General features: G+C 72.2%; 21 protein-coding genes. 11 read left to right on the top strand and 10 right to left on the bottom strand.

The features are described 5' to 3' along the window. Positions 1–94 precede the first annotated feature (94 nt). The 3 genes from DA085_RS17085 to DA085_RS17075 form a co-directional block, all read right to left on the bottom strand. Entirely contained in the window at positions 95–571 is a 477-nt protein-coding gene (locus DA085_RS17085; RefSeq protein ID WP_109474292.1) for a nucleoside deaminase, read from the bottom strand. After that, positions 568–1635: a serine hydrolase domain-containing protein gene (locus tag DA085_RS17080; protein ID WP_161958538.1), complete on the bottom strand. Its 1068-nt coding sequence runs from the start codon at positions 1633–1635 to the stop codon at positions 568–570. The genes DA085_RS17085 and DA085_RS17080 overlap by 4 nt, the downstream gene beginning before the upstream one ends. A gap of 76 nt (positions 1636–1711) precedes the next feature. Then, complete coding sequence (locus tag DA085_RS17075) at positions 1712–2872, bottom strand: acyl-CoA dehydrogenase family protein (RefSeq protein ID WP_109474200.1); 1161 nt, start codon at positions 2870–2872, stop codon at positions 1712–1714. A gap of 75 nt (positions 2873–2947) precedes the next feature. Between DA085_RS17075 and DA085_RS17070 the strand changes: the two genes are divergently transcribed. Beyond that, positions 2948–3304, top strand: a complete 357-nt coding sequence (locus DA085_RS17070; RefSeq protein ID WP_154402239.1) for a hypothetical protein — start codon at positions 2948–2950, stop codon at positions 3302–3304. 61 nt (positions 3305–3365) lie between these two features. Here DA085_RS17070 and DA085_RS17065 read toward each other — a convergent pair whose 3' ends face one another. Continuing rightward, a complete protein-coding gene (locus DA085_RS17065; RefSeq protein WP_109474198.1) occupies positions 3366–4832 on the bottom strand; it encodes an NAD(P)H-quinone dehydrogenase in 1467 nt (488 codons plus the stop codon). 23 nt (positions 4833–4855) lie between these two features. Here DA085_RS17065 and DA085_RS17060 point away from each other — a divergent pair, with 23 nt between their 5' ends. After that, entirely contained in the window at positions 4856–5662 is an 807-nt protein-coding gene (locus DA085_RS17060; RefSeq protein ID WP_109474197.1) for a purine-nucleoside phosphorylase, read from the top strand. Between the two features lie 2 nt (positions 5663–5664). Then, positions 5665–7335, top strand: coding sequence for a phospho-sugar mutase (locus tag DA085_RS17055; RefSeq protein ID WP_109474196.1), 1671 nt, complete (start codon positions 5665–5667; stop codon positions 7333–7335). A gap of 71 nt (positions 7336–7406) precedes the next feature. Here the strand turns inward: DA085_RS17055 and DA085_RS17050 are convergent, their stop codons facing one another. Continuing rightward, positions 7407–7997 (bottom strand): hypothetical protein, encoded by a 591-nt coding sequence (locus tag DA085_RS17050; protein WP_109474195.1) that lies wholly within the window; start codon positions 7995–7997, stop codon positions 7407–7409. 55 nt (positions 7998–8052) lie between these two features. Between DA085_RS17050 and DA085_RS17045 the strand changes: the two genes are divergently transcribed. Genes DA085_RS17045 through DA085_RS17020 form a run of 6 tightly spaced genes read left to right on the top strand, consistent with a single transcriptional unit; the run spans position 8053 to position 14073 of the window. Further along, entirely contained in the window at positions 8053–8721 is a 669-nt protein-coding gene (locus tag DA085_RS17045; RefSeq protein ID WP_109474194.1) for a uridine kinase family protein, read from the top strand. After that, positions 8705–10000 (top strand): DUF3824 domain-containing protein, encoded by a 1296-nt coding sequence (locus DA085_RS17040; RefSeq protein ID WP_109474193.1) that lies wholly within the window; start codon positions 8705–8707, stop codon positions 9998–10000. The genes DA085_RS17045 and DA085_RS17040 overlap by 17 nt, the downstream gene beginning before the upstream one ends. 2 nt (positions 10001–10002) lie before the next feature. Continuing rightward, positions 10003–10614, top strand: a complete 612-nt coding sequence (locus DA085_RS17035; protein WP_109474192.1) for a DUF4129 domain-containing protein — start codon at positions 10003–10005, stop codon at positions 10612–10614. Further along, the gene (locus DA085_RS17030; RefSeq protein ID WP_109474191.1) at positions 10611–11774 is read left to right on the top strand and encodes a DUF4350 domain-containing protein; all 1164 of its coding nucleotides are present in this window, start codon (positions 10611–10613) and stop codon (positions 11772–11774) included. The genes DA085_RS17035 and DA085_RS17030 overlap by 4 nt, the downstream gene beginning before the upstream one ends. Next, positions 11774–12775, top strand: coding sequence for an AAA family ATPase (locus tag DA085_RS17025; RefSeq protein ID WP_109474190.1), 1002 nt, complete (start codon positions 11774–11776; stop codon positions 12773–12775). The genes DA085_RS17030 and DA085_RS17025 overlap by 1 nt, the downstream gene beginning before the upstream one ends. Before the next feature lie 2 nt (positions 12776–12777). Beyond that, positions 12778–14073 carry a DUF58 domain-containing protein gene (locus DA085_RS17020; RefSeq protein WP_109474189.1) on the top strand — a complete coding sequence of 432 codons (1296 nt, stop codon included), beginning with the start codon at positions 12778–12780 and terminating at the stop codon, positions 14071–14073. A gap of 48 nt (positions 14074–14121) precedes the next feature. On the opposite strand, the gene DA085_RS17015 is transcribed toward DA085_RS17020, so the two are convergent. After that, positions 14122–14562: a CHRD domain-containing protein gene (locus DA085_RS17015; protein WP_109474188.1), complete on the bottom strand. Its 441-nt coding sequence runs from the start codon at positions 14560–14562 to the stop codon at positions 14122–14124. A gap of 155 nt (positions 14563–14717) precedes the next feature. Here DA085_RS17015 and DA085_RS17010 point away from each other — a divergent pair, with 155 nt between their 5' ends. Then, a complete protein-coding gene (locus DA085_RS17010; protein WP_109474187.1) occupies positions 14718–15932 on the top strand; it encodes a serine hydrolase domain-containing protein in 1215 nt (404 codons plus the stop codon). On the opposite strand, the gene DA085_RS17005 is transcribed toward DA085_RS17010, so the two are convergent. Together DA085_RS17005 and DA085_RS17000 are read right to left on the bottom strand one after the other, a co-directional pair. Further along, entirely contained in the window at positions 15924–16121 is a 198-nt protein-coding gene (locus DA085_RS17005) for a hypothetical protein (protein ID WP_109474186.1), read from the bottom strand. The two genes, DA085_RS17010 and DA085_RS17005, sit on opposite strands and share 9 nt — an antisense overlap. 151 nt (positions 16122–16272) lie before the next feature. Beyond that, complete coding sequence (locus tag DA085_RS17000; RefSeq protein ID WP_109474291.1) at positions 16273–17268, bottom strand: stage II sporulation protein M; 996 nt, start codon at positions 17266–17268, stop codon at positions 16273–16275. A 72-nt stretch (positions 17269–17340) separates the two neighbouring features. On the opposite strand from DA085_RS17000, the gene DA085_RS16995 reads away from it, so the two are divergent. Beyond that, the gene (locus DA085_RS16995) at positions 17341–18162 is read left to right on the top strand and encodes an RDD family protein (protein ID WP_109474185.1); all 822 of its coding nucleotides are present in this window, start codon (positions 17341–17343) and stop codon (positions 18160–18162) included. A gap of 68 nt (positions 18163–18230) precedes the next feature. Here DA085_RS16995 and DA085_RS16990 read toward each other — a convergent pair whose 3' ends face one another. Both DA085_RS16990 and DA085_RS16985 read right to left on the bottom strand, forming a co-directional pair. Continuing rightward, the gene (locus DA085_RS16990) at positions 18231–19364 is read right to left on the bottom strand and encodes an adenosine deaminase (RefSeq protein ID WP_109474184.1); all 1134 of its coding nucleotides are present in this window, start codon (positions 19362–19364) and stop codon (positions 18231–18233) included. Further along, positions 19357–19704, bottom strand: a complete 348-nt coding sequence (locus DA085_RS16985; protein WP_109474183.1) for a cupin domain-containing protein — start codon at positions 19702–19704, stop codon at positions 19357–19359. Before DA085_RS16985 ends, DA085_RS16990 begins: the two co-directional genes overlap by 8 nt. Positions 19705–19884: the final 180 nt, after the last annotated feature.

The raw sequence follows: 19884 nt of genomic DNA, 5'->3' as shown, positions 1-19884 counted from the left end.
TCCGGGTCGGGGACCAGCTACTGGGCAGCAATCTAGGCAGCAGACACCCGATCCGGGGGTTCCCCGGACGGTGTGTCGGGAGTTGGGGCCCCCGTCACTCGGGGAAGCGGCTCCGGTGCAGCTGGCGCATCTCGTCCTCGAGCTCGGGGACGGGGCCGTCGACGACCGCCCCGGGCACGACCGCGCCGATCGGCAGTGGCGCCACCGGCCCCGCGGGGACACCCCACGACGACCGCCACTGCGTCAGCTGGGCCGAGGACACGGCATAGACGATCCGCCCCAGCCCGACCCAGCCGTGCGCGGCGGCGCACATGGGGCAGTGCTCGCCGGAGGTGTAGACGGTGGCGGCTGCACGCTCCTGCGGGGTGAGGTGGCCCACCGCCCAGCGGGCGATCTCGAACTCGGGGTGTCGGGTGTGGTCGCCGTCCCGAACCCGGTTGCGGTCCTCGAACAGCACAGCACCGGTGGCGTCGACCAGGATCGAGCCGAACGGCTCGTCCCCGGCCTCGAGCGCCTCGCGGGCGAGCTCGACGCAGCGGTGCAGGTGGCGCAGGTCATCGTCGGTGGTCACGGTGCCCACTCTGCCGTGTCGATGAGCAGGTTGGCCAGCTCAGCCATCCCGGGAGCCGTGTCCCAGTCGGTGTTCGCCAGTAGGACGACGCTGGTCCCGCTCGCCGGCAGGTGGCGGGCGACCGCCGCCACCCCCGGGTCACCACCGTCCTTGCCGAAGACGGCCGACCCGTCCGTGCGCAGCTCCACCCCGTATCCGGCCGCCCGGCCCTCGTGCATCGCCACCCGCTCGGTGAGCACCAGCTCAGGCGTGACCCCGCGCCATACGCCCCCGCGGTGCACGGCACGCAGGAAGGTGGCGACGTCCCGGGCGGTGACCACCGCGCCGCCGTCGCCTCCGCCGACGGCCGGCACTGAGAAGATGTTGCTGCGCCACGGCCCGCCCCCGACCGGGGGCAGATAGCCGGTCGCCACGTCCGGGTGCGCCTCGTCCAGCGCGGGGTAGCCGCTCGCGCGCATCCCGGCCGGGGCGAAGACGCGCGTCGAGACCGCCTCGGTGAAGGACAGTCCCGACACGTGCGCGAGCAGGATGCCAAGCAGCACGTAGCCGGCGTTGCTGTAGTGGTAGGCCTTCCCGGGTGGGCACACGGGCGGGAGGTCGGCGAAGAGTGGCAGCAGGGCGATGTCGTCGCGCACCGTGTAGTTCGGCAGCTGCTGCCAGAGCGCCGCGTAGTCCTCCTGGTGGCCCGGAAGGTCCTCGTCCTCCTCGAAGTAGTCGGCGATGCCCGAGGTGTGGGTGAGGAGGTGGTGCACGGTGACGTCAGGGCGCAGCGTGCCGGGCCGCTTGTCGGGCGGCAGCACGTCGACGATCGAGTCCTGCAGACCGACCTCCCCTCGGCCGGCGGCGTCCAGCACCGCGACAGCGGTGAACAGCTTGCTCAGCGAGGCGGTGCCGAACCTGGTGGTGGGTCGCACAGGTATGCCGTCCGCCCGGTTCGCCATCCCGTGACAGGACTCGAAAACCACCTGACCGGCCCTGGAGACGTGCAGGATCCCGGAGAAGTGCCCCTCGGCCTCCAGGCGGGCCGCGAGGTCAGCGACGGGTTGCCAGTGGGTGTCGGACACAGACCGAGCATGGCAGAGCACGTGCGCGGAGTCGCCCGGGTTTCCGTGGCGCCCTTGTCCGAGGGCGCGGCGTGGGTCAGCCCTTGAGGAGCTGACGCGCCATGACGATGCGCTGGACCTGGTTGGTGCCCTCGTAGATCTGGGTGATCTTGGCGTCGCGCATCATCCGCTCGACCGGGAAGTCCTTGGTGTAGCCGTAGCCACCGAGCAGCTGGACCGCGTCGGTCGTGATCTCCATCGCCGCGTCCGAGGCGAAGCACTTGGCCGCAGCACCGAAGAACGGCAGGTCAGGGTCGTTGCGCTCGGACTTGGCCGCCGCGACATAGACCATCTGGCGGGCGGCCTCGAGCTTCATGCCCATGTCGGCGAGCATGAACTGGATGCCCTGGAAGTCAGCGATCTTCTTGCCGAACTGCTGGCGCTCCTTGACGTAGCCGAGCGCGAAGTCCAGGGCTCCCTGGGCGATGCCGACGGCCTGCGCACCGATCGTGACCCGGGTGTGGTCCAGCGTGCGCAGTGCGATCTTCAGGCCCTCACCCCGTTGGCCGACCATCCGGTCCGCCGGGATCGAGCAGTTCTCGAAGAGCAGCTCGCGGGTCGGTGAACCCTTGATGCCCAGCTTCTTCTCTGGCTCACCGAAGGTGAAGCCCTCGTCGGACTTCTCCACGACGAACGCGGTGACGTTGCGCCCCCGCTCGCCGTCGGGGTCGGTGACCGCCAGGACCGTGTAGAACTCGGAGACCCCGGCGTTGGTGATCCAGGACTTCTGGCCGTTGAGCAGGAAGGTGCCGTCGGGCTGCTCGATCGCCTTGCACTTCATGCCGGCGGTGTCACTGCCGGCGCCGGCCTCGGACAGACCGTAGGAGAACATGGCCTCGCCACGGGCGACCGGCGGGAGGTACTTGCTCTTGATCTCCTCGCTCGCCCCCAGGATCAGCGGCATGGTGCCGAGCTTGTTGACGGCCGGGATGAGCGAGGACGACGCACAGACGCGCGCCACCTCCTCGATGACGATGCACGTGGCCAGCGCGTCAGCCCCGACACCGTCGTAGTCCTCCGCGATGTGCGGGGCGTGGAAGTCTGTGGAGCGCAGGGCGTCGAGCGCCTCCTGCGGGAACCGGCTCTCCTCGTCGACCGCCGCGGCGTGCGGAGCAATCTTGTTCTCGCACACCTCGCGCACAGCCTCACGCAGTGCCTCGTGGTCCTCGGAGATGCGGAACAGGTCGAAGTCGCTCATGGGGGCAGCCTACTGGTGGGTTCGGGGCCCGACAGCCACCGGGCGGGTGCTCCCGGATGTGGGTAGCGTGGCGTGATGGAGGCGCCGAGCTCTCGGACGGGCAGAGGCTGGGCGGTGGCCGCCGCAGCCGTCGCGGGACTCACCACCGCGGTCTATCTGGCGATCATCCGCGAGCAGGGCAACGTGGAGCCCGGGATCTTCGTCTGGGCCGGCATCATGCTGGTCGGCACCGCCCTCGCACTTGCCGCGGCTCTGGTGCAGGACCGCCGCGATGTGCGTTGGGCGGCTCTGGGGGCGGCGGTCGTCCTGGGCCCGCTCGGCCTGATCAGCATCCTCAGCGTGGGCCTGGGATTCCTCATCGCCGCTGGTCTCGCGCTGGCCGCCTTCTTCGCGATCCCCCCGCCCGAACGCGACGGGACACCGGTCGGCTGACCCGACCGCCTCGGGTCCGGCAGGGACAGGTGTGCCGCGCGCTGCGGCATACCTGTGCCCGTCAGTCGGCCTGGGTGGTGTGCAGCTGGCGCGCCGCCTCGGCGATCGAGCCGGACATCGAGGGGTAGACCGTGAACGTCGAGGCGAACTGATCGACGTTGAGCCGATTGGCCACGGCGAGGGTGATCGGGAAGATCAGTTCGCTGGCCCTGGGGGCCACGACGACGCCACCCAGGATCGTGTCGCTGCCCTGGCGGGCGAAGATCTTGACGAACCCGTGCTTGGTGTTCTGCATCTTGGCGCGCGGGTTGCCGGTCAGTGGCAGCATCACGGAGCGGGCATCGACCTTGCCCGAGTCCACGTCGGCCTGGGAGACCCCCACGGTGGCGATCTCCGGGTCGGTGAAGATGTTCGAGCTCACCCGCCCGAGGTTCAACGGCGCCACGGCATCCCCCAGGGCATGGGCGATCGCGATGCGCCCCTGCATCGCGGCGACCGAGGCCAGGGGGAGCACCCCGGTGCAGTCGCCTGCGGCATAGATACCGGGCACGGAGGTGCGCGAGACCCGGTCGACCAGGACGTGACCGGAGTCGGACAGCGTGACCCCGGCCTCCTCGAGCCCCATGTCGGCAGTGTTGGGGGTCGATCCGACGGCGAGCAGCGCGTGCGACCCACGGACCTCCCGACCGTCCTCGAGGGTCACCACGACCTCCTCGCCCGCGCGCACCACGCCGGCGGCGCGGGAGCGGTTGAGGACGGTCATGCCGCGGCTGCGGAAGACCTCCTCCAGCACGGTGGCGGCGTCCTGGTCCTCCCCGGGCAGCACGCGGTCGCGCGAGGAGACGAGGGTGACGGCGCAGCCGAGGCCGAGGTAGGCGTGCGCCAGCTCGGCGCCGGTCACGCCGGAGCCGATGACGATGAGGTGCTCCGGCAGCGCCGGCAGGGCATAGATCTGCTGCCAGGTCAGGATCCGCTCGCCGTCCGGGACCGCGGTGTCCATCACCCGGGGGCGCGCACCCGTCGCCACCAGGATGATGTCGGCCTCCAGCTGGCGCGTCTGCCCGGCGCGCTCGGTCGGGGACGGCGCGGGCTCCTCCCCCGACTCCACGTGACCGACACCGACGGCGACCTCCACCACGCCCGGCCGGACAACACGCCCTGCTCCCCTGACCACCTCGACGCCCGCGTCGACCAGCTTGCCCTTGATGTCCTGGCTCTGCGCCGCGGCCAACCGCATGATCCGGGCGTTCACGTCGGACAGGTGGGCGGTGACTCCCTGGTCGCGCGGCGCCCCGTCAAAACCGACGCCGATCCGCTCGGCGGCGCTGAAGCGGTCCATGAAGTCGGCGGTGGCGATCAACGCCTTGCTGGGCACGCAGTCGGTCAGCACCGCGGCACCACCGAGCCCCTCCCGCTCGACCACGGTGACCCTGGCGCCCAGGTGCGCAGCGGGCAGTGCCGCCTCGTACCCGCCCGGTCCGCCCCCGACGATGACTACTGACTTCTGCGCTCCACTCACGGGTCCCATCCAACCATCGGTACGCTTCCCCGGTGACCACCGAAACCCCTGCGGACCTGGCCCGGGCGGCCGCCACCGTCATCGCCGAGCACACCGGCACCGAGACCCACGACATCGCCCTGGTCCTCGGGTCGGGCTGGGGTCAGACGGCCGACCTCATCGGTGACACGGTGGCCACCGTCGAGAACACGACGGTCCCCGGGTTCGCCGGTGCGGCCGTGGCCGGACACACCGGCACGATGCGCTCCGTCGAGATCAGCGGGAGCGGCAAGCGCGCCCTGGTCTTCGGCACGCGGACCCACTACTACGAGGGCCGTGGGGTGCGGGCCGTGGTCCACGCGGTGCGCTCAGCGGCGGCTGCCGGCTGCCGGACGGTCGTGCTCACCAACGGCTGTGGCGGGCTCAACCCGGAGTGGGCGCCCGGCACGCCGGTGCTGATCAGCGACCACATCAACCTCACCGGCGAGTCACCCATCGAGGGCGCCAACTTCGTGGACCTCACCGACCTCTACACGCCGCGACTGCGGGACCTCGCCCGGGAGGTCGACCCGAGCCTCGACGAGGGTGTCTACGTCCAGTTCCGCGGTCCGCACTACGAGACGCCCGCCGAGGTGCGGATGGCCAAGATCCTGGGCGGTGACCTGGTCGGCATGTCGACGACGCTGGAGGCGATCGCGGCCCGGGAGGCCGGCATGGAGGTCCTCGGCGTCTCGCTCGTGACCAACCCGGCCGCCGGCATCAGCGAGACGCCCCTCTCCCACGAGGAGGTCCTCGAGGCGGGTCGGGCGGCGGCCCAGCGGTGCGGGACGCTCCTCGCCCAGATCATCGGCAGGATGTGAGTATGCCGACCAGCACCGAACTCATCGGCCTCGCCGAGGCGTGGGTCGCCGAGGACCCCGACCCGCAGACCAGGTCCGAGCTCGCCGCGCTCATCGAGGCGGCGCGCGACTCCGACAGCGCCGCCCTCACGGACCTGGCCGACCGGTTCTCCGGACTGCTCGAGTTCGGCACCGCCGGGCTGCGCGGCGCCCTGGGGGCCGGCCCCAACCGGATGAACCGCGTCGTGGTGATCCGCACCGCCGCCGGCCTCACGGCATACCTCAAGGAACGGGTCGATCCCGAGCCGACCGTCGTGATCGGATTCGACGCACGCCACAACTCCGACGTGTTCGCCCGGGACACCGCAGCCGTCGTGACCGCCGCGGGCGGGCGGGCCCTGGTCCTGCCCCGGCCCCTGCCCACCCCGGTCCTGGCCTTCGCCATCGGCCACCTGGGGGCGGATGCAGGGGTCATGGTGACGGCCAGTCACAACCCGCCGCATGACAACGGCTACAAGGTCTATCTCGGGGACGGCTCCCAGATCGTGCCGCCCGCCGACTCCGAGATCGCCACGCACATCGGTGCCGTGCGCAGCGCCGCCGACGTGCCCCTGGCCACGAACGGGTGGCAGACCCTGGACGACCGGCTGCTGGACCGGTACATCGAGGCGGCGGCGGCCGTCGTGGCGCCGGACGGTCCGCGGGACGTCTCGATCGTGCACACCGCGCTGCACGGGGTGGGGACCGACACGGTCCTCGCAGCGTTCGAGGCCGCCGGTTTCCCCCAGCCCCAGGCGGTGCTGACCCAGTCGGCACCGGACCCGGAGTTCCCCACCGTGTCGTTCCCGAACCCGGAGGAGCCGGGTGCGATCGACGCCGCCCTGGCCCTGGCCGAGCGAGTGCAGCCCGATCTGGTGATCGCCAACGACCCGGACGCGGACCGCTGTGCCGTCGCGGTGCCGGGGCCGGACGGCTGGCGGATGCTTCGCGGCGACGAGGTCGGGGTCCTGCTCGGACAGCACCTCATCGACCGCGGCATCGACCCGTCCGGCGAGCGCACCGTCCTGGCTCGCTCGATCGTGTCGTCGCGGCTGCTCGGCGCGATGGCCGAGGGGGCCGGCCTCCCGGCGGTCGAGACACTGACCGGCTTCAAGTGGATCGGTCGCGTCCCGGGACTGCGGTTCGGTTACGAGGAGGCCCTCGGCTACTGCGTCGACCCGGGCACCGTTCCTGACAAGGACGGGATCACGGCCGCCCTCCTGGTGGCAGAGCTGGCCGCCACCCTCAAACAGCAGGGTCGCACCCTCTCCGACGTCCTCGACGACCTGGCGTTGGTGCACGGCGTCCACCAGACCGATGCCTTCTCGGTGCGCGTGCGCGACCTGGCCCTGATCGCCCCGGTCCTGGAGCGGCTGCGCCACACCCCGCCGACTGAGCTCGGCGGCGTCGCCGTCCTCTCGGCCGAGGACCTCGCCCTGGGCGCCGGCGGTCTTCCTCCCACCGAGGGGCTGCGCTATCTGCTCGCTGACCAGACGCGGGTGATCGTGCGCCCCAGCGGCACCGAGCCGAAGCTCAAGGTCTACCTGGAGGCGGTCGTCCCCGTCGAGCGTGCTGAACTGACGACGGCTCGGGCGGAGGCCAGCCGCCGGCTCGCCTCGGTCCGGGCCACGATGGAGGAGCTGACCCGAGCCTGACCTCAGCGCCCCACGCGCTCGGTCAGCAGAGGACACGGGCGCCCACGCGCCCGGTCAGCGTGGAGAGGGCGTCAGCCGAGGAGGAGCACGAGCGCGAGGAGCACGAGGGTGGCCACGACGGGGATGATCGCGCTCAGCGCCCAGGTGCGCCGCGCGCCCTGCCCCGGCTCTGCCACTCCCCCGTCGAGCTTCCAGCGCTGCTGTGCGCGCAGGACGTGACCGGCGACCGCCTCGGCGTTGTTGCCCTCGTGGGCCCGGCCGCGGGTGGTCGACTCGGCATAGCTGTCGATGTCCCTGCGCGGCCTGAGCTCGCGACGCACCGGGATCGCCCACGAGCTGTGCTTGTCACCCGCGTTGTCAATGAGCTCCAGGGACCACTGGTGCTCGACGGCGCCCAGCCGGGAGAAGGGCACTGACACGTCGGTCAGCAGGTTGCTCATCTCGACCCTGTCCGGCTCGAGGCGCACACAGGGCCTCAGCAGCACGGCCCACACGACCGCGGCGACGACGGCCAGGAACGCAGCCGGAGACACCGGGTTGTTGCCCAGGCCGGCCTCCACAACGCCCATGATGACCGCCAGACCACCGATCGCCACGAGGATGACCCAGCCGACGACGCGGGCGGGCAGGGTGCGGTAGGTCTGGGACTCCGAGGCAGCCATGGTCCGGCAAGTCTAGGCTCCGGCACGGTCCCCACCGGCACGTAAACTCCGACCTATGAGCACCGAGTCGCCCCCTCCTGCCCGGGTGCTGGTGCTCGCGGGCCCGAGCGGTGCGGGGAAGTCGCGCCTGGCCCGGCGGCTGCACGCCGCCCACGGCTGGCCGGTGGTGCAGCTCGACGACTTCTACCGCGACGGTGATGACCCCGACCTCCCGATGAGCCCGCAGGCCGGACTCCCCGACTGGGACGATGTCCGGTCCTGGCGGCTGGATGACGCCCTGGCGGCGCTCGAGACCCTGTGCCGGGACGGCACGGTGGAGGTGCCCGTCTATGACATCGCCACCTCACGCGCGACAGGCCGGCACCTGGTGCACCTGGATGGCCATCCCCTCGTGGTCGCCGAGGGGATCTTTGCGGCGGACACCGTGGCGGGGCTCACCGACCGCGGTCTCCTGGCGGCCGCCTGGTGCATCCGCAACCACCCCTGGAAGACCTTCGTCCGCAGGCTGGTCCGAGACCTTGCCGAGCGCCGTAAGCCGCCCCTGACCCTGGTGCGCCGGGGGCTGGCGCTACGACGCCTCGAGCCGGGTATCGTCAGGGCCCAGCAGGCACTGGGAGCCGAGCCGATGACCGCTCGTGAGGCAGAGGCCAGGGTCCCGCAACTGACCGCGGACGCTCGGTCCGCGCACACCAGGCAGGAGGGGCGTCGTGGGGCAGCATCCTGACGAGGACAGCGGGGCATCCGGCGAGGGCCAGGGGGCTGGCGAGCAGGGCTACTGGCAGCCGAGGAGGTATGTCGACTCGGGGAGCGAGACTCCCGACCAGACACCCCCACCGCCCGCTGGCTACGGCCAACAGCAGTACGGCCAGACACCCCCACCGCCCACCGGCTACGGCCAACAGCAGTACGGCCAGACACCCCCACCGCCCACCGGCTACGGCCAACAGCAGTACGGCCAGACACCCCCACCGCCCACCGGCTACGGCCAACAGCAGTACGGCCAGCAGCAGGGTCCGGCCTACGGACCCCAGCCGACGTACGGTCAGCCTGGTCAGTGGCACGACCTCCCGCCGGAGGATCTGGTCCGGATGCACCAGCCGGGCGTCATCCCGCTGCGGCCACTGACCCTCGGAGAGATATTCGAGGGGTCGCTGAAGACCATGCGACGCAATCCCGAGGCCACGATCGGCATGGCCGTGCTGGTCCTCGCCGTGCTGATGGTCCCCTCGCTGGGCCTCAGCCTGCTCATCCCCACCCTCTTCCCCGACCTGGGGATGCTCGATGCGATCGCCATCGCAGGGATGGTCCCGACACTGCTCAACTCACTGGCGACGATGGCCCTCAGCGGGTTCGTGATCTATGTGGTCAGTGAGGCGGCCCTCGGTGACCGCGTCGGCATTGCGGCCACGTGGGAGGCGGTCAGGGGCCGCATCCTGCCGCTGATCGGCATCTCGATCCTGTCGTTCCTGGCCGTGTTCGGCGTGATCCTGGTCCTCGTGCTTGCTGGCGCCCTGGCGGCGGTCCTGCTCGGCCCGATCGGGGCGGTGCTCCTCGTGCTCCTCCTGCTGGCGTTCGTCCCGCTGATGCTGTGGCTCTATGCCCGGCTCTCCCTCGGCGCCGCGGCCGTGGTGCTGGAGAGGGCCGGGCCGATCACGGGGATCCGGCGCTCGTGGGCGCTGACCGAGGGCAGACAGGCCTGGCGGGTCCTGGGCATCACCGTGCTGGCCGCGGTCGTGGCCGGCCTGTTCGCCGCGCTGATCGGCGGGCTCCTGGGCGCGCTGATCGGCCTGGTGTTCGGCCTCGTCAGCGGCGACGTGAGCGCGCAGTACTACCTCCAGGTCATCGTGGACCACCTGAGCACGTTCCTGGTCGGCGCGGTCGTCACCCCGTTCACCGCTGGTGTCACCGCGCTGCTGTACCTCGACCAGCGGATCCGGCGCGAGGGCCTCGACGTCGGTCTGGTCCGGGCTGCTCAGGAGCGCGCCGCCGCGCGACGGGCCTGACCGTGCTGGACCCCGATCGGGACGAGGCCCGGGAGCTCTTGGAGCGCGAGCTCGCCGGCCCCGAGTACAACCGCGCCGAGTCGTTCATCCTGCGTGCTCTGAGCTGGCTGATGGACCGGATCACCGGCGTGATCGAGGTCCTGCCCGGCTCGACCGGGCTGTCCACCCTCCTGCTGGGCGTCGTGCTCGCCCTCGTCAGTGTGGCGGTGTTCTTCGCGGTCCGCGGCACCCGCCGGACCCGCAGGCTCACCGATCGCAGCAGCGGCCCCGTCCTCGACGAGGTCGGGCTGACCGCTGCCGACTACCGGGCCCGGGCCTCCGCGGCCGCCCAGCACGGCGACTGGGACGCCGTCCTGCTCGACTCCTATCGCGCCATCGCCGCCTCGTCCGACGAGCGCGCCCTGCTCGACGAGGCTCCGGGCACGACCGCCCACGAGATCGCGGTCGGGCTGCGGGCCCCGTTCCCCGACCACGCGAGCGCCCTGCTCGGGGCTGCCGACGCCTTCGACGCCGTCTGCTACGGCGACCAGCATGCCGGTCAGCAGCAGGCCGAGCGGGTCCGCGAGCTGGACCGCGTCCTCGCCAGGTCACGGCCAGCGCGGGTAGCGGCATGACGGCCCGGACCGGGCGACGGCTCGCGCTGTGGGGAGTGCTCGTGCTGGTCATCGCGATCGCCGCGGCCGCCCTGGGTGGCATGCGCACCGCCAACCAGGTCCCGTTCGACCCCGACAACCCGGAGGACAACGGCATGCAGGCGCTGGCCCGCGTCCTGGAGCAGGAGGGGGTGGACGTCACCGTCGCCCGGGGGCTCCCCCAACTGCTCGGCGCGCCGGTGTCGGCGGACACGACGGTCCTGGTCGCCGGCACTGCCCTGGTCGGGGAGGACACCGGCCGGCGGGTCACCGAGTATGCCGCCGGCGCCGGTCGCCTGGTCGTCCTCAGCCCCGAGTCCAACACCACGGAGGCGCTCGGCCTGCCGGTCGAGGGCGGCAGCACCGCCCAGGTCGGCGCGGCGGCCCCGTCCTGCGACGCCACCCTGCTGAGGTGGCGCGACGGCGACCGGATCAGCCACGCCAACCGCCTGGTCGAGGTGACCGGTGAGAGCACTGCCGAGCCCTGCTTCCCTCCGACCCCCGGTTACAACGCCGGGGGTGCCCGGGCGGGCTACCTCGTCGAGCTGGCCACGAACGGCAACCGCCCTGAGACGGTCGTCGCCGGCATCGCCGGCTCCCTGACCAACCAGCACATCACCGAGGAGGCGAACGCCGCTGCCGGGTTGCGCCTCCTGGGAGCCCACCCGCACCTGGTCTGGTACGTCCCGGCCGTGTCCGACGCCGGCGACACCGCTCCGCAGTCACTGACCGACGTCCTGCCCGACGCCTTCGTCCCCTCGGTGGTGCTGCTGGTCCTGGCGCTGCTGGCCACCATGCTCTGGCGCGGGCGCCGGCTGGGTCCGGTCGTCGTCGAGCCCCTCCCGGCGGTCATCCGGTCGGTCGAGACGACACAGAGCCGCGGCCGGATGTACCGGCGCGCCCAGGACCGGGAGCGCGCCCTGGCGTCCCTGCAGCTGGCCGCCCGACGCCGCGTCGCCGCCCGCCTGGGCCTGCCCGTGCACAGCCGACCCGAGCAGGTGGTGCGGTCGCTGGCCGAGGCGACCGGGCGGCATACCGACGAGCTCCACCGGCTGCTGGTCGACCCGACCGCACCCGACGACGAGACACTGGTCCGGATCGCCCGCGAGGTGCGGTCCCTCGAGGAAGGGATGATCGGCTGATGACGACGAGCGAGGAGCCGGGGCACGGCACACCCCGGGCGGAACACGGGCCGGAGCAGGCCCGCGAGGCCCTGCAACGGGTCCGCGCCGAGGTGAGCAAGGCGCTCGTGGGGCAGGACCAGGCGGTGACCGGGCTGATCGTGGCGTTGCTGGCCCGTGGGCACATCCTTCTCGAGGGGGTGCCCGGTGTGGCCAAGACGCTGATGGTGCGCACGCTGGCTGCCGCACTGGACGTGGACACCAAACGGGTGCAGTTCACGCCGGACCTCATGCCCGGTGACGTCACCGGCTCCCTGGTCTACGACTCGCGGACCAGCGACTTCGAGTTCCGCCAGGGGCCGGTGTTCACCAACCTGCTGCTCGCCGACGAGATCAACCGGACGCCGCCCAAGACCCAGTCCGCGTTGCTGGAGGCCATGGAGGAGCGCCAGGTCACTGTCGACGGGACACCCCGGCGGCTGCCCGACCCGTTCCTGGTCGCCGCGACCCAGAACCCGGTCGAGTACGAGGGCACCTATCCGCTTCCCGAGGCCCAGCTGGACCGGTTCCTGCTCAAGGTGGTGCTGCCCGTCCCGCCGCGCCAGGACGAGATGCAGGTCCTGCACCGGCACGCGACCGGCTTCAACCCGCAGGACCTCGCCGGTGCCGGCGTGCGCCCCGTCGCCGGACCGGCCGACCTGCGCGCGGGAGCTGCCGCGATGGGGCGGGTGCAGGTGGCGCCGGAGGTGATCGCCTACATCGTCGACATCGCCCGGGCGACCCGGCAGTCCCCGTCCCTGCAGCTGGGTGTCAGCCCACGTGGCGCCACGGCGCTGCTGAGCACGAGCCGCGCCTGGGCCTGGCTCAACGGCCGCTCGTTCGTCACGCCGGACGACGTCAAGGCGCTCGCCCACGGCACGCTCGGTCACCGCCTCTCGCTGCGTCCGGAGGCTGAGCTCGAGGGTGTATCGGTGACCTCGGTGCTGGACAGCGCGCTGAACTCCGTGCCCGTCCCCCGCTGACCGTGGCGCTCAGCTGGCGGGCCGTCGCGCTGGTCCTGGTCGGACTGGCGCCCATCCTGCAGTGGCCGTCGATGACGACGGTCCGGTGGTGGCTGCTCGGCTGCGTCGTGGTGATCGGTCTGGACCTGCTGCTGGCCCCCTCCCCGGCCAGGCTCGCCTGGGGCCGTTCGGAGGACCAGCAGGTGCGCCTCGGTGAGGCGACGAGCACGACCCTCACCGTGACGAACCCGAGCCGCCGACGCATGCGCGGGCAGGTGCGCGACGCCTGGGTGCCGTCGGCGGGGGCGTCCGGCGAGCGGCATACCCTCGATGTGCCGGGTGGGGAGCGCCGCAGGATGACCACCCGGCTGCTGCCCACCCGCCGGGGTGACCGGCGGACCGACCGGGTGACGGTGCGCGTGTGGGGACCGCTGGGCACCGCCGCCCGGCAGCGGTCCGTGCGCGTGCCGGGCACCGTGCGCGCGCTGCCGCCGTTCCACTCGCGCAAGCACCTGCCCAGCCGCCTGGCCCAGCTGCGCCAGCTCGACGGGCGCTCTGCCGTGCGCACCCGTGGCCAGGGCACCGAGTTCGACTCGCTGCGGGACTACGTCGAGGGCGACGACGTGCGCTCGATCGACTGGCGCGCCACCGCGCGACGACAGCACGTCGTCGTGCGCACGTGGCAGCCGGAGCGCGACCGGCGGGTGATCCTGGTCCTGGACACCTCACGCACCAGCGCAGCCCGCATCGACGACCAGCCACGCCTGGACGCCGCCATGGACGCCGCGCTGCTCCTGGCCGCCCTGGCCTCCCGCGCCGGTGACCGGATCGACCTGATCGCCGGGGACCGACGGGTGCGGGGCCGCGTCACACCCAACACCGACCGGAAGGCGCTGCTGCACCAGTTGGTGACCGCGATGGCGCCGATCGAGCCCGTGCTGGTCGAGGCCGACTGGACGATGCTCGCCGGCAGGGTCACCGGGCTCACCCGGCGTCGCGCGCTGGTCGTGCTGCTGACCGCCCTCGAGCCGGCCGCGATCGAGGAGGGCCTCCTCCCCGTCCTGCCGGCACTCACGGCGCACCACCGGGTCGTGGTCGCCTCGGTCGCCGACCCCGAGCTGGGCCGGATGCGGGCGGACCTCGGCGACCTGGACGCGGTCTATGACGCCGCCGCGGCGGAACGGACCGTCTCCCTGCGCCAGCGCACGGCCGACGCGCTGGGACGGATGGGCGTGCACGTGATCGAGGCGGACCCCGACGAGCTGCCGCCGCAGCTGGCCGACCACTACCTCGCCCTCAAGGCACAGGGCCTGCTCTGATCACCTCCTGACTCTGAGGTGCCGGCCCGCGTGGCTGTGCGCCCGCGCCTAGCCGAGCTGGCCGCGCACGGCACCGGCTGGGAAGTCGACGTTGTGCACGTTGACGTAGTAGGCACCGGGGTCGCTGATGATCGCGATGACCAGCTCGCGGTCGACATCGGCGCACCCGGAGGACATCCCGGTGACCGGCGGGCTGAGCGGCACGACGACGGGTCCCGGTGCGTCGGTCCCGGCCACGTGGATGTGGGCGGCCATCGCCGGGGCGATGTCCGAGACCTCGAGGGTGTAGCAGATCTGCTCCTGACCCGGGTTGAGACGGAAGTGGGCGGTGCCGGAACCGTCCGGGTCGCCGGGGCCGGGGCGCTCTGCGGCACCGGTCATCGCGACGGTGAGGGGTCGCCCCGTGTCGGCGGGGGCATCACCGGCAGCGGCGAGCGGGAAGGCAGCGAGGGCGAGGGCGGTCGCTGAGGCGAGGGCGGTACGTCGCATGGTTCCTCCAGGGGTGAGTGTGACCGTAGTCACAGTGATCAACCTAGGTGGTACGCGGACCGCGCCCCGATGGATTGGACCCGGCGGCAGCCCGCGGGCCCACCACCGTCGTGCGCGACCGGTGAGCCGCGCGTGCTCGGGCGGTCTACCCTCACATGGCACTGACCGGAACTGACCTGGACCGTGTGTCCGCCGCCCTGGACGCCGCACTGTCTCCCCTGGTGGGCGCCCTGCACCCGCCGGGACTCAGCTGGGCCGTCGACGTCGCCGGTGACCGCCGCAGCGGTGCGCTCGGGCACCTCGACGCAGAGCGCACGGTCCCCGCCGAGACCGGCACCCTCTATCGGATCAGCTCGATGACCAAGCCCGTCACCGCGGTCGCGGCGCTCGCGCTGGTGGACGACGGCGTGCTCGCCCTGGACCAGCCCGTCGACGACCTGCTGCCCGAGCTCGCGGGACCCCGGGTCCTCCTGCGCCCGGACGGCCCGGTGGAGGAGACCGAGACCGCGCGGCGTCCGATCACCGTCGAGGACGTGCTGACCTTCCGCCTCGGGCACGGTCTGGACTTCACCGCCCTCGGCCGGCCGAACCCGCTCGAGGACCGGCTGGCTCAGCTGGGGCTGGCGATGGGACCGCCCGCACCCCGGGAGCACCTGCCGCCGGATGAGTGGCTCGCCCGGCTCGGCAGCGTTCCCCTGCGGCACCAGCCCGGCGAGCGGTGGCTCTACAACACCGGGTCGGAGGTGCTCGGCGTCCTGGTCTCGCGCGCGGCCGGTGTGTCGTTCGGGGACTGGGTGCGGCAGCGCGTCCTGGACCCCCTCGGTATGCCGGACACCGGCTTCTCCGTGCCCGTCGCCTCGATCCCCCGGTTCGGGGCGTGTTTCACGGCGGGCGCCCCCGACGCCGGTCACGTCGGGGTGTACGACCCCGTGGAGGGGCAGTGGAGCAGCCCGCCTCCCTTCGAGGGCGGCGACGGTGGGCTGGTCTCCACGGTGGGCGACTTCCTGTCGTTCGCGGTGATGCTGCGCGACGGTGGGGCGGGCCGTGACACCCGCGTCCTGTCGGAGCGGACGGTGGCGGCCATGACGACCAACCGGCTCACGGAGAGACAGCTACGTGCTGGTGGGCCCTCTCCGGACGGGCGCACCGGCTGGGGACTGGGGGTCGGCGTGGCGCTGGGCCCGCCGTCCGCTGGCGTCGTCGGCAGCTACGGCTGGGACGGCGGCCTCGGCTCGTCCTGGCGCAACGACACGGAGCGCGGTCTCAGCGCTGTCCTGCTGACGAACCAGATGTGGGCGGCACCCGTCCCGCCGGCGGTGTGTGAGACTTTCTGGTCCGTGCTCGCAGAACTGGTTCCGGCCCTACCTTGACGGGGCCGGGTGGCCGCCGCCGACGGGCGTCGTCCGCGTCAGCAGCGCCGGCAGTCCGCGGGTGTGTCCGCCGAAGCGGGACACCTCGGAGACCAGGCGCTCGCGTCGCCTCAGCTCCAGGTCCTGCGACAGCGCGGCACCCCGCTCCGCCGCCACGGACTGTGCGACATAGGTGTTCTCCAGCGACATTGCGCGCTCCTGACCGTGCTCGGTGCCTCTGGGGCCTGATCACCCCAGGTTCGTCGCCTAAGGCAGGCCCGCGCATCGGGCAGGTGCCCTACTTTCCGTGCCGGGCGCACCGAGCCGGCGCGACTCCGGCGGCTAAGGCACTGAGGCCGGCTCAGCCCGCGGTCGGCGCGCTGTGCTCGACCAGCGACCCGTCCACGTCACCCGTGATGCCCCGCCGGACGGCCGAGCGGCCGAGGGTGAAGACATAGAGCACGAAGAGCGCGAGGGCGAGCACGCCGATCCCGATGCGCGCCCAGGTCGGCAACGGCGAGGGCGTGACGAACGCCTCGATCAGGCCGGACACGAGCAGCACGACGATCAGGCCGAGCGAGACACCGGCGGCCGTGCGGCCCTCGTGCGCCAGGTTGGACAGGCGGGTCCGCGGACCCGGCGCCACCCACGCCCAGAACAGTCGCAGCCCGACACCGGCGGCCACGAAGACGGCGGTCAGCTCGAGCAGCCCGTGCGGTGTGATCAGCCCCCAGAACACGTCCGCCCGACCGTGCTGGTGCATCAGCGACCCGGTGACCGCCACGTTGGCGATGTTCTGCCAGAGCACGTAGATCACCGGCAGGCCCAGCACACCGAACACGATGCACTGCGCCGCGACCCAGGCGTTGTTGATCCACACCTGGGCGGCGAAACTGCTCGCGGCGTTCTCGGAGTAGTAGGAGGCGAAGTCGCTCTGCACGAGCTGCTGCACCTCCGCGGAGGAGATCAGCGTGTTCTCGACCACCGGGTTGTAGAACAGCCACGCTCCTAGCGCGAACCCGACGGCCACGTTGAGCAGTGCCGTGAGGATCCACCAGTGGCGCAGCCGGTACAGCGCCGCCGGGAAGTCCTCCACAAAGAACCGGCCGACCATGTCCCAGGAGAACGTCCGGGTCCCGGCCGACCGCAGCCGCGCGCCGGCGAGCAGGCCCGACAGGTGGGTCACCAGGGAGGGGTCCGGCGCGGTCGAGCGCACGGTCGACAGGTCGGTGGCCACCCGCTGATAGCCGTCCAGCAGCTCATCGGACTCCGCGCCACCGAGACGACGCTGCGTGGAGAGCTCCTTGAGTCGGTCCCACGCCGGTCGGCGGCGGGTCACCAGCGCATCGAGGTCCACCCGGCCAGGATAGGCGCAGCCCGTGTGCCGGGTGCGCACCACCGCGGGGACCGCCAGTAGCCTGGAGCCACCATGGCAACGCGGGGCATCTTCGAGTCCGACGGCTTCGTCACGTCCGAGGCCGTCGAGATCGACCTGCCCGCGGCGAGCCTGCCGATGCGGATGGCCTCTGGCGCCATCGACCTGGCCGTTGTCGTCCTGGTGCTCCTGCTCGCGTTCTGGATCTCGCCGTGGCAGCTGGTCGGCGAGGACATGGCGCTGCTCCAGGCGTTGGTGATCCTGCTGCTCGTCGGCTCCCTGGTCGCGGTCCCCGTCGCCAGCGAGACCCTCAGCCAGGGACGCACCCTCGGCAAGCTCGTCTTCGGGCTGCGCACGGTCCGGGAGGACACCGGACCGATCGGCTTCCGGCACGCGCTGATCCGTGGTCTCACCGCCTGGTTCGAGGTGTGGCTGACTGTGGGCAGCCTGGCGCTGCTCATTGCCGCCACCAACGAGAAGGCGAAGCGACTGGGTGACTTCCTGGCCGGCACCTACGTGGTCCGCGAGCGGGTCCGGCTCACCCTCCCGGAACCGCCGCCGATGCCCGCGGAGCTCGCACCGTGGGCGGTCGGCACCGATCTGGGCGTGATCCCCGACGGACTCGCGGTGGCGATCCGGCAGTTCCTCGCCCGCCGCCAGGAGCTGACGCCCGCGAGCCGGGCCGCGACCGGCTCCTCGCTCTTCGCCGACCTGATGCCGTACGTCTCACCGCTGCCGCCGCCACAGGCGCACCCCGAGGCGGTGATGTCGGCGGTCATGGCCGAGCGCCGGCGCCGGGACATGCTCCGGCTCGAGCGCGACGACCGCCTGCGCGCCCGGGTCCTGGGCCCCGACCCGCTCGCCCGCCCCCGGTAACCGGAGTCGTTGCCCTCGTGAGTGGCTTCTGACCCCCAATAGGGGTGCGAATCTCACTCACGAGACGCTCAGTCGTCGTAGAAGGGCTTGATCACGCCCTCGATGATCTCCAGACGCTCGTCGAAGGGCAGGAACGCCGACTTCATCGCGTTGACGGTGACCCGCCGCAGCTGCGGCAGACCCCAGCCCGCCTCGGCGACGAGCAGCTCCATCTCCCGGGACATCGACGTGCCGCTCATCAGCCGGTTGTCGGTGTTGAGGGTCACCCGGAACCGCAGCCGGTCGAGGAGCGTGATGGGGTGCGCCGCGATGGTCGGTGAGGCCCCGGTCTGCAGGTTGCTCGAGGGGCACATCTCCAGCGGGATCCGTCGGTCGCGGACGTATGCCGCCAGGCCGCCCAGCCGGACCGCGGACAGCTGCTCGGGGGACCACTCGGCATACGGCACCTGGTCGTCCAGCTCGGCGACCGGCACGCCACCGACCGTCAGGTCGTCGACCAGGCGGACACCGTGCCCCAACCGCTCCGCACCGCACCACTGGATCGCCTCCCAGATCGACTTCAGCCCGAAGGCCTCACCGGCGTGGATGGTGAAGTGGAAGTTCTCGCGGCGCAGGTACTCGAAGGCGTCCAGGTGGCGCGTCGGCGGGAAGCCGGCCTCGGCCCCGGCGATGTCGAAGCCGGAGACGCCGGCGTCCCGGTGCCGCACGGCGAGCTCGGCGATCTCGCGGGAGCGGGCGGCGTGGCGCATCGCGGTCAGCAGTGCGGACACCCGGATCGTGTGTCCCTGTGCCGCGGCGGCCTCCACCCCCTCACGGAACCCTGCCTCGACCGCCTCGACGACCTCGTCCAGACCCAGCCCCTGCTCGAGGTGCTGCTCGGGCGCGTACCGGACCTCGGCATACACGACCCCGTCCGCCGCCAGGTCCTCCACGCACTCCCTGGCCACCCGGGCCAGCCCGTCCCGGGTCTGCATCACCGCGACGGTGTGGTCGAAGGTCTCCAGGTAGCGCTCCAGGGATCCGGAGTCGGCGCTGTCCCGGAACCACGTGGCGAGGGTCTCCACGTCGTCGGCGGGCAGCTCGTGGCCGGCCTCCCGGGACAGCTCCAGCACCGTCAGTGGCCGCAGCCCGCCGTCCAGGTGGTCGTGCAGGACGACCTTGGGGGCCGACCGGATGGTCTCGCTGCTGAGCGGCTCAGGCACGGCGGGCGCCCTCCTCCGAGAAGGCCGGCACGCACACGGCGAGGTACTCCGCACCCTCCGGGCCCGCCTCGTAGCGCACCTGCTCCCCTGCCCGGGTCAGGATCCCCGCTCCCGCCCGCACGGTCTCGGTGCCGTCCTCGGTGTGCACCAGGACCTCGCCGGAGATGACGTAGGTGACCTCGTCGAAGGCCGGGACCTGGGCCGGCTCGTCCCATCCCGCCGGCGCGCTCATGCGTGCCACCGAGTAGTTGTTGTGCCCGGTCGCGACGCGGCCGGCCAGCTCCTCGATGACCTTGCCGCCCGGGACGGGGATGCGGACTGGTTCCAGATGCAGTGCCATGGCCTGATCCTAGGTGTCCCCGTCGTGCGCCGGGCTAGACTCGAACGGTGAGCACTGACACCGATGTCCCCGTGACGACAGCGGCCGATGCGCCTGCCCGTGCCCGTGAGGTGTTGGGGGTGTCGCGGTTGTCGAATCGGGCGTTGGCGGGGTGGTTGCACGGGTTGCCGGGGGTGGATC

It is taken from the genome of Ornithinimicrobium cavernae (genome assembly GCF_003121625.1).
Classification (GTDB): Bacteria; Actinomycetota; Actinomycetes; order Actinomycetales; family Dermatophilaceae; genus Ornithinicoccus; species Ornithinicoccus cavernae.
The sequence above is the reverse complement of the archived record's forward strand: the minus strand, read 5'-3'. Positions and strand labels throughout refer to the sequence as shown.

Excerpts from the sequence above, each read along its gene's own strand:
- DA085_RS17075 (WP_109474200.1), bottom strand. The coding sequence starts at position 2,872 with ATGAGCGACTTCGACCTGTTCCGCATCTCCGAGGACCACGAGGCACTG.
- DA085_RS17070 (WP_154402239.1), top strand. The coding sequence starts at position 2,948 with ATGGAGGCGCCGAGCTCTCGGACGGGCAGAGGCTGGGCGGTGGCCGCC.
- DA085_RS17065 (WP_109474198.1), bottom strand. The coding sequence starts at position 4,832 with ATGGGACCCGTGAGTGGAGCGCAGAAGTCAGTAGTCATCGTCGGGGGC.
- DA085_RS17055 (WP_109474196.1), top strand. The coding sequence starts at position 5,665 with ATGCCGACCAGCACCGAACTCATCGGCCTCGCCGAGGCGTGGGTCGCC.
- DA085_RS17050 (WP_109474195.1), bottom strand. The coding sequence starts at position 7,997 with ATGGCTGCCTCGGAGTCCCAGACCTACCGCACCCTGCCCGCCCGCGTC.
- DA085_RS17045 (WP_109474194.1), top strand. The coding sequence starts at position 8,053 with ATGAGCACCGAGTCGCCCCCTCCTGCCCGGGTGCTGGTGCTCGCGGGC.
- DA085_RS17030 (WP_109474191.1), top strand. The coding sequence starts at position 10,611 with ATGACGGCCCGGACCGGGCGACGGCTCGCGCTGTGGGGAGTGCTCGTG.
- DA085_RS17025 (WP_109474190.1), top strand. The coding sequence starts at position 11,774 with ATGACGACGAGCGAGGAGCCGGGGCACGGCACACCCCGGGCGGAACAC.
- DA085_RS17015 (WP_109474188.1), bottom strand. The coding sequence starts at position 14,562 with ATGCGACGTACCGCCCTCGCCTCAGCGACCGCCCTCGCCCTCGCTGCC.
- DA085_RS17010 (WP_109474187.1), top strand. The coding sequence starts at position 14,718 with ATGGCACTGACCGGAACTGACCTGGACCGTGTGTCCGCCGCCCTGGAC.
- DA085_RS17005 (WP_109474186.1), bottom strand. The coding sequence starts at position 16,121 with ATGTCGCTGGAGAACACCTATGTCGCACAGTCCGTGGCGGCGGAGCGG.
- DA085_RS16995 (WP_109474185.1), top strand. The coding sequence starts at position 17,341 with ATGGCAACGCGGGGCATCTTCGAGTCCGACGGCTTCGTCACGTCCGAG.
- DA085_RS16985 (WP_109474183.1), bottom strand. The coding sequence starts at position 19,704 with ATGGCACTGCATCTGGAACCAGTCCGCATCCCCGTCCCGGGCGGCAAG.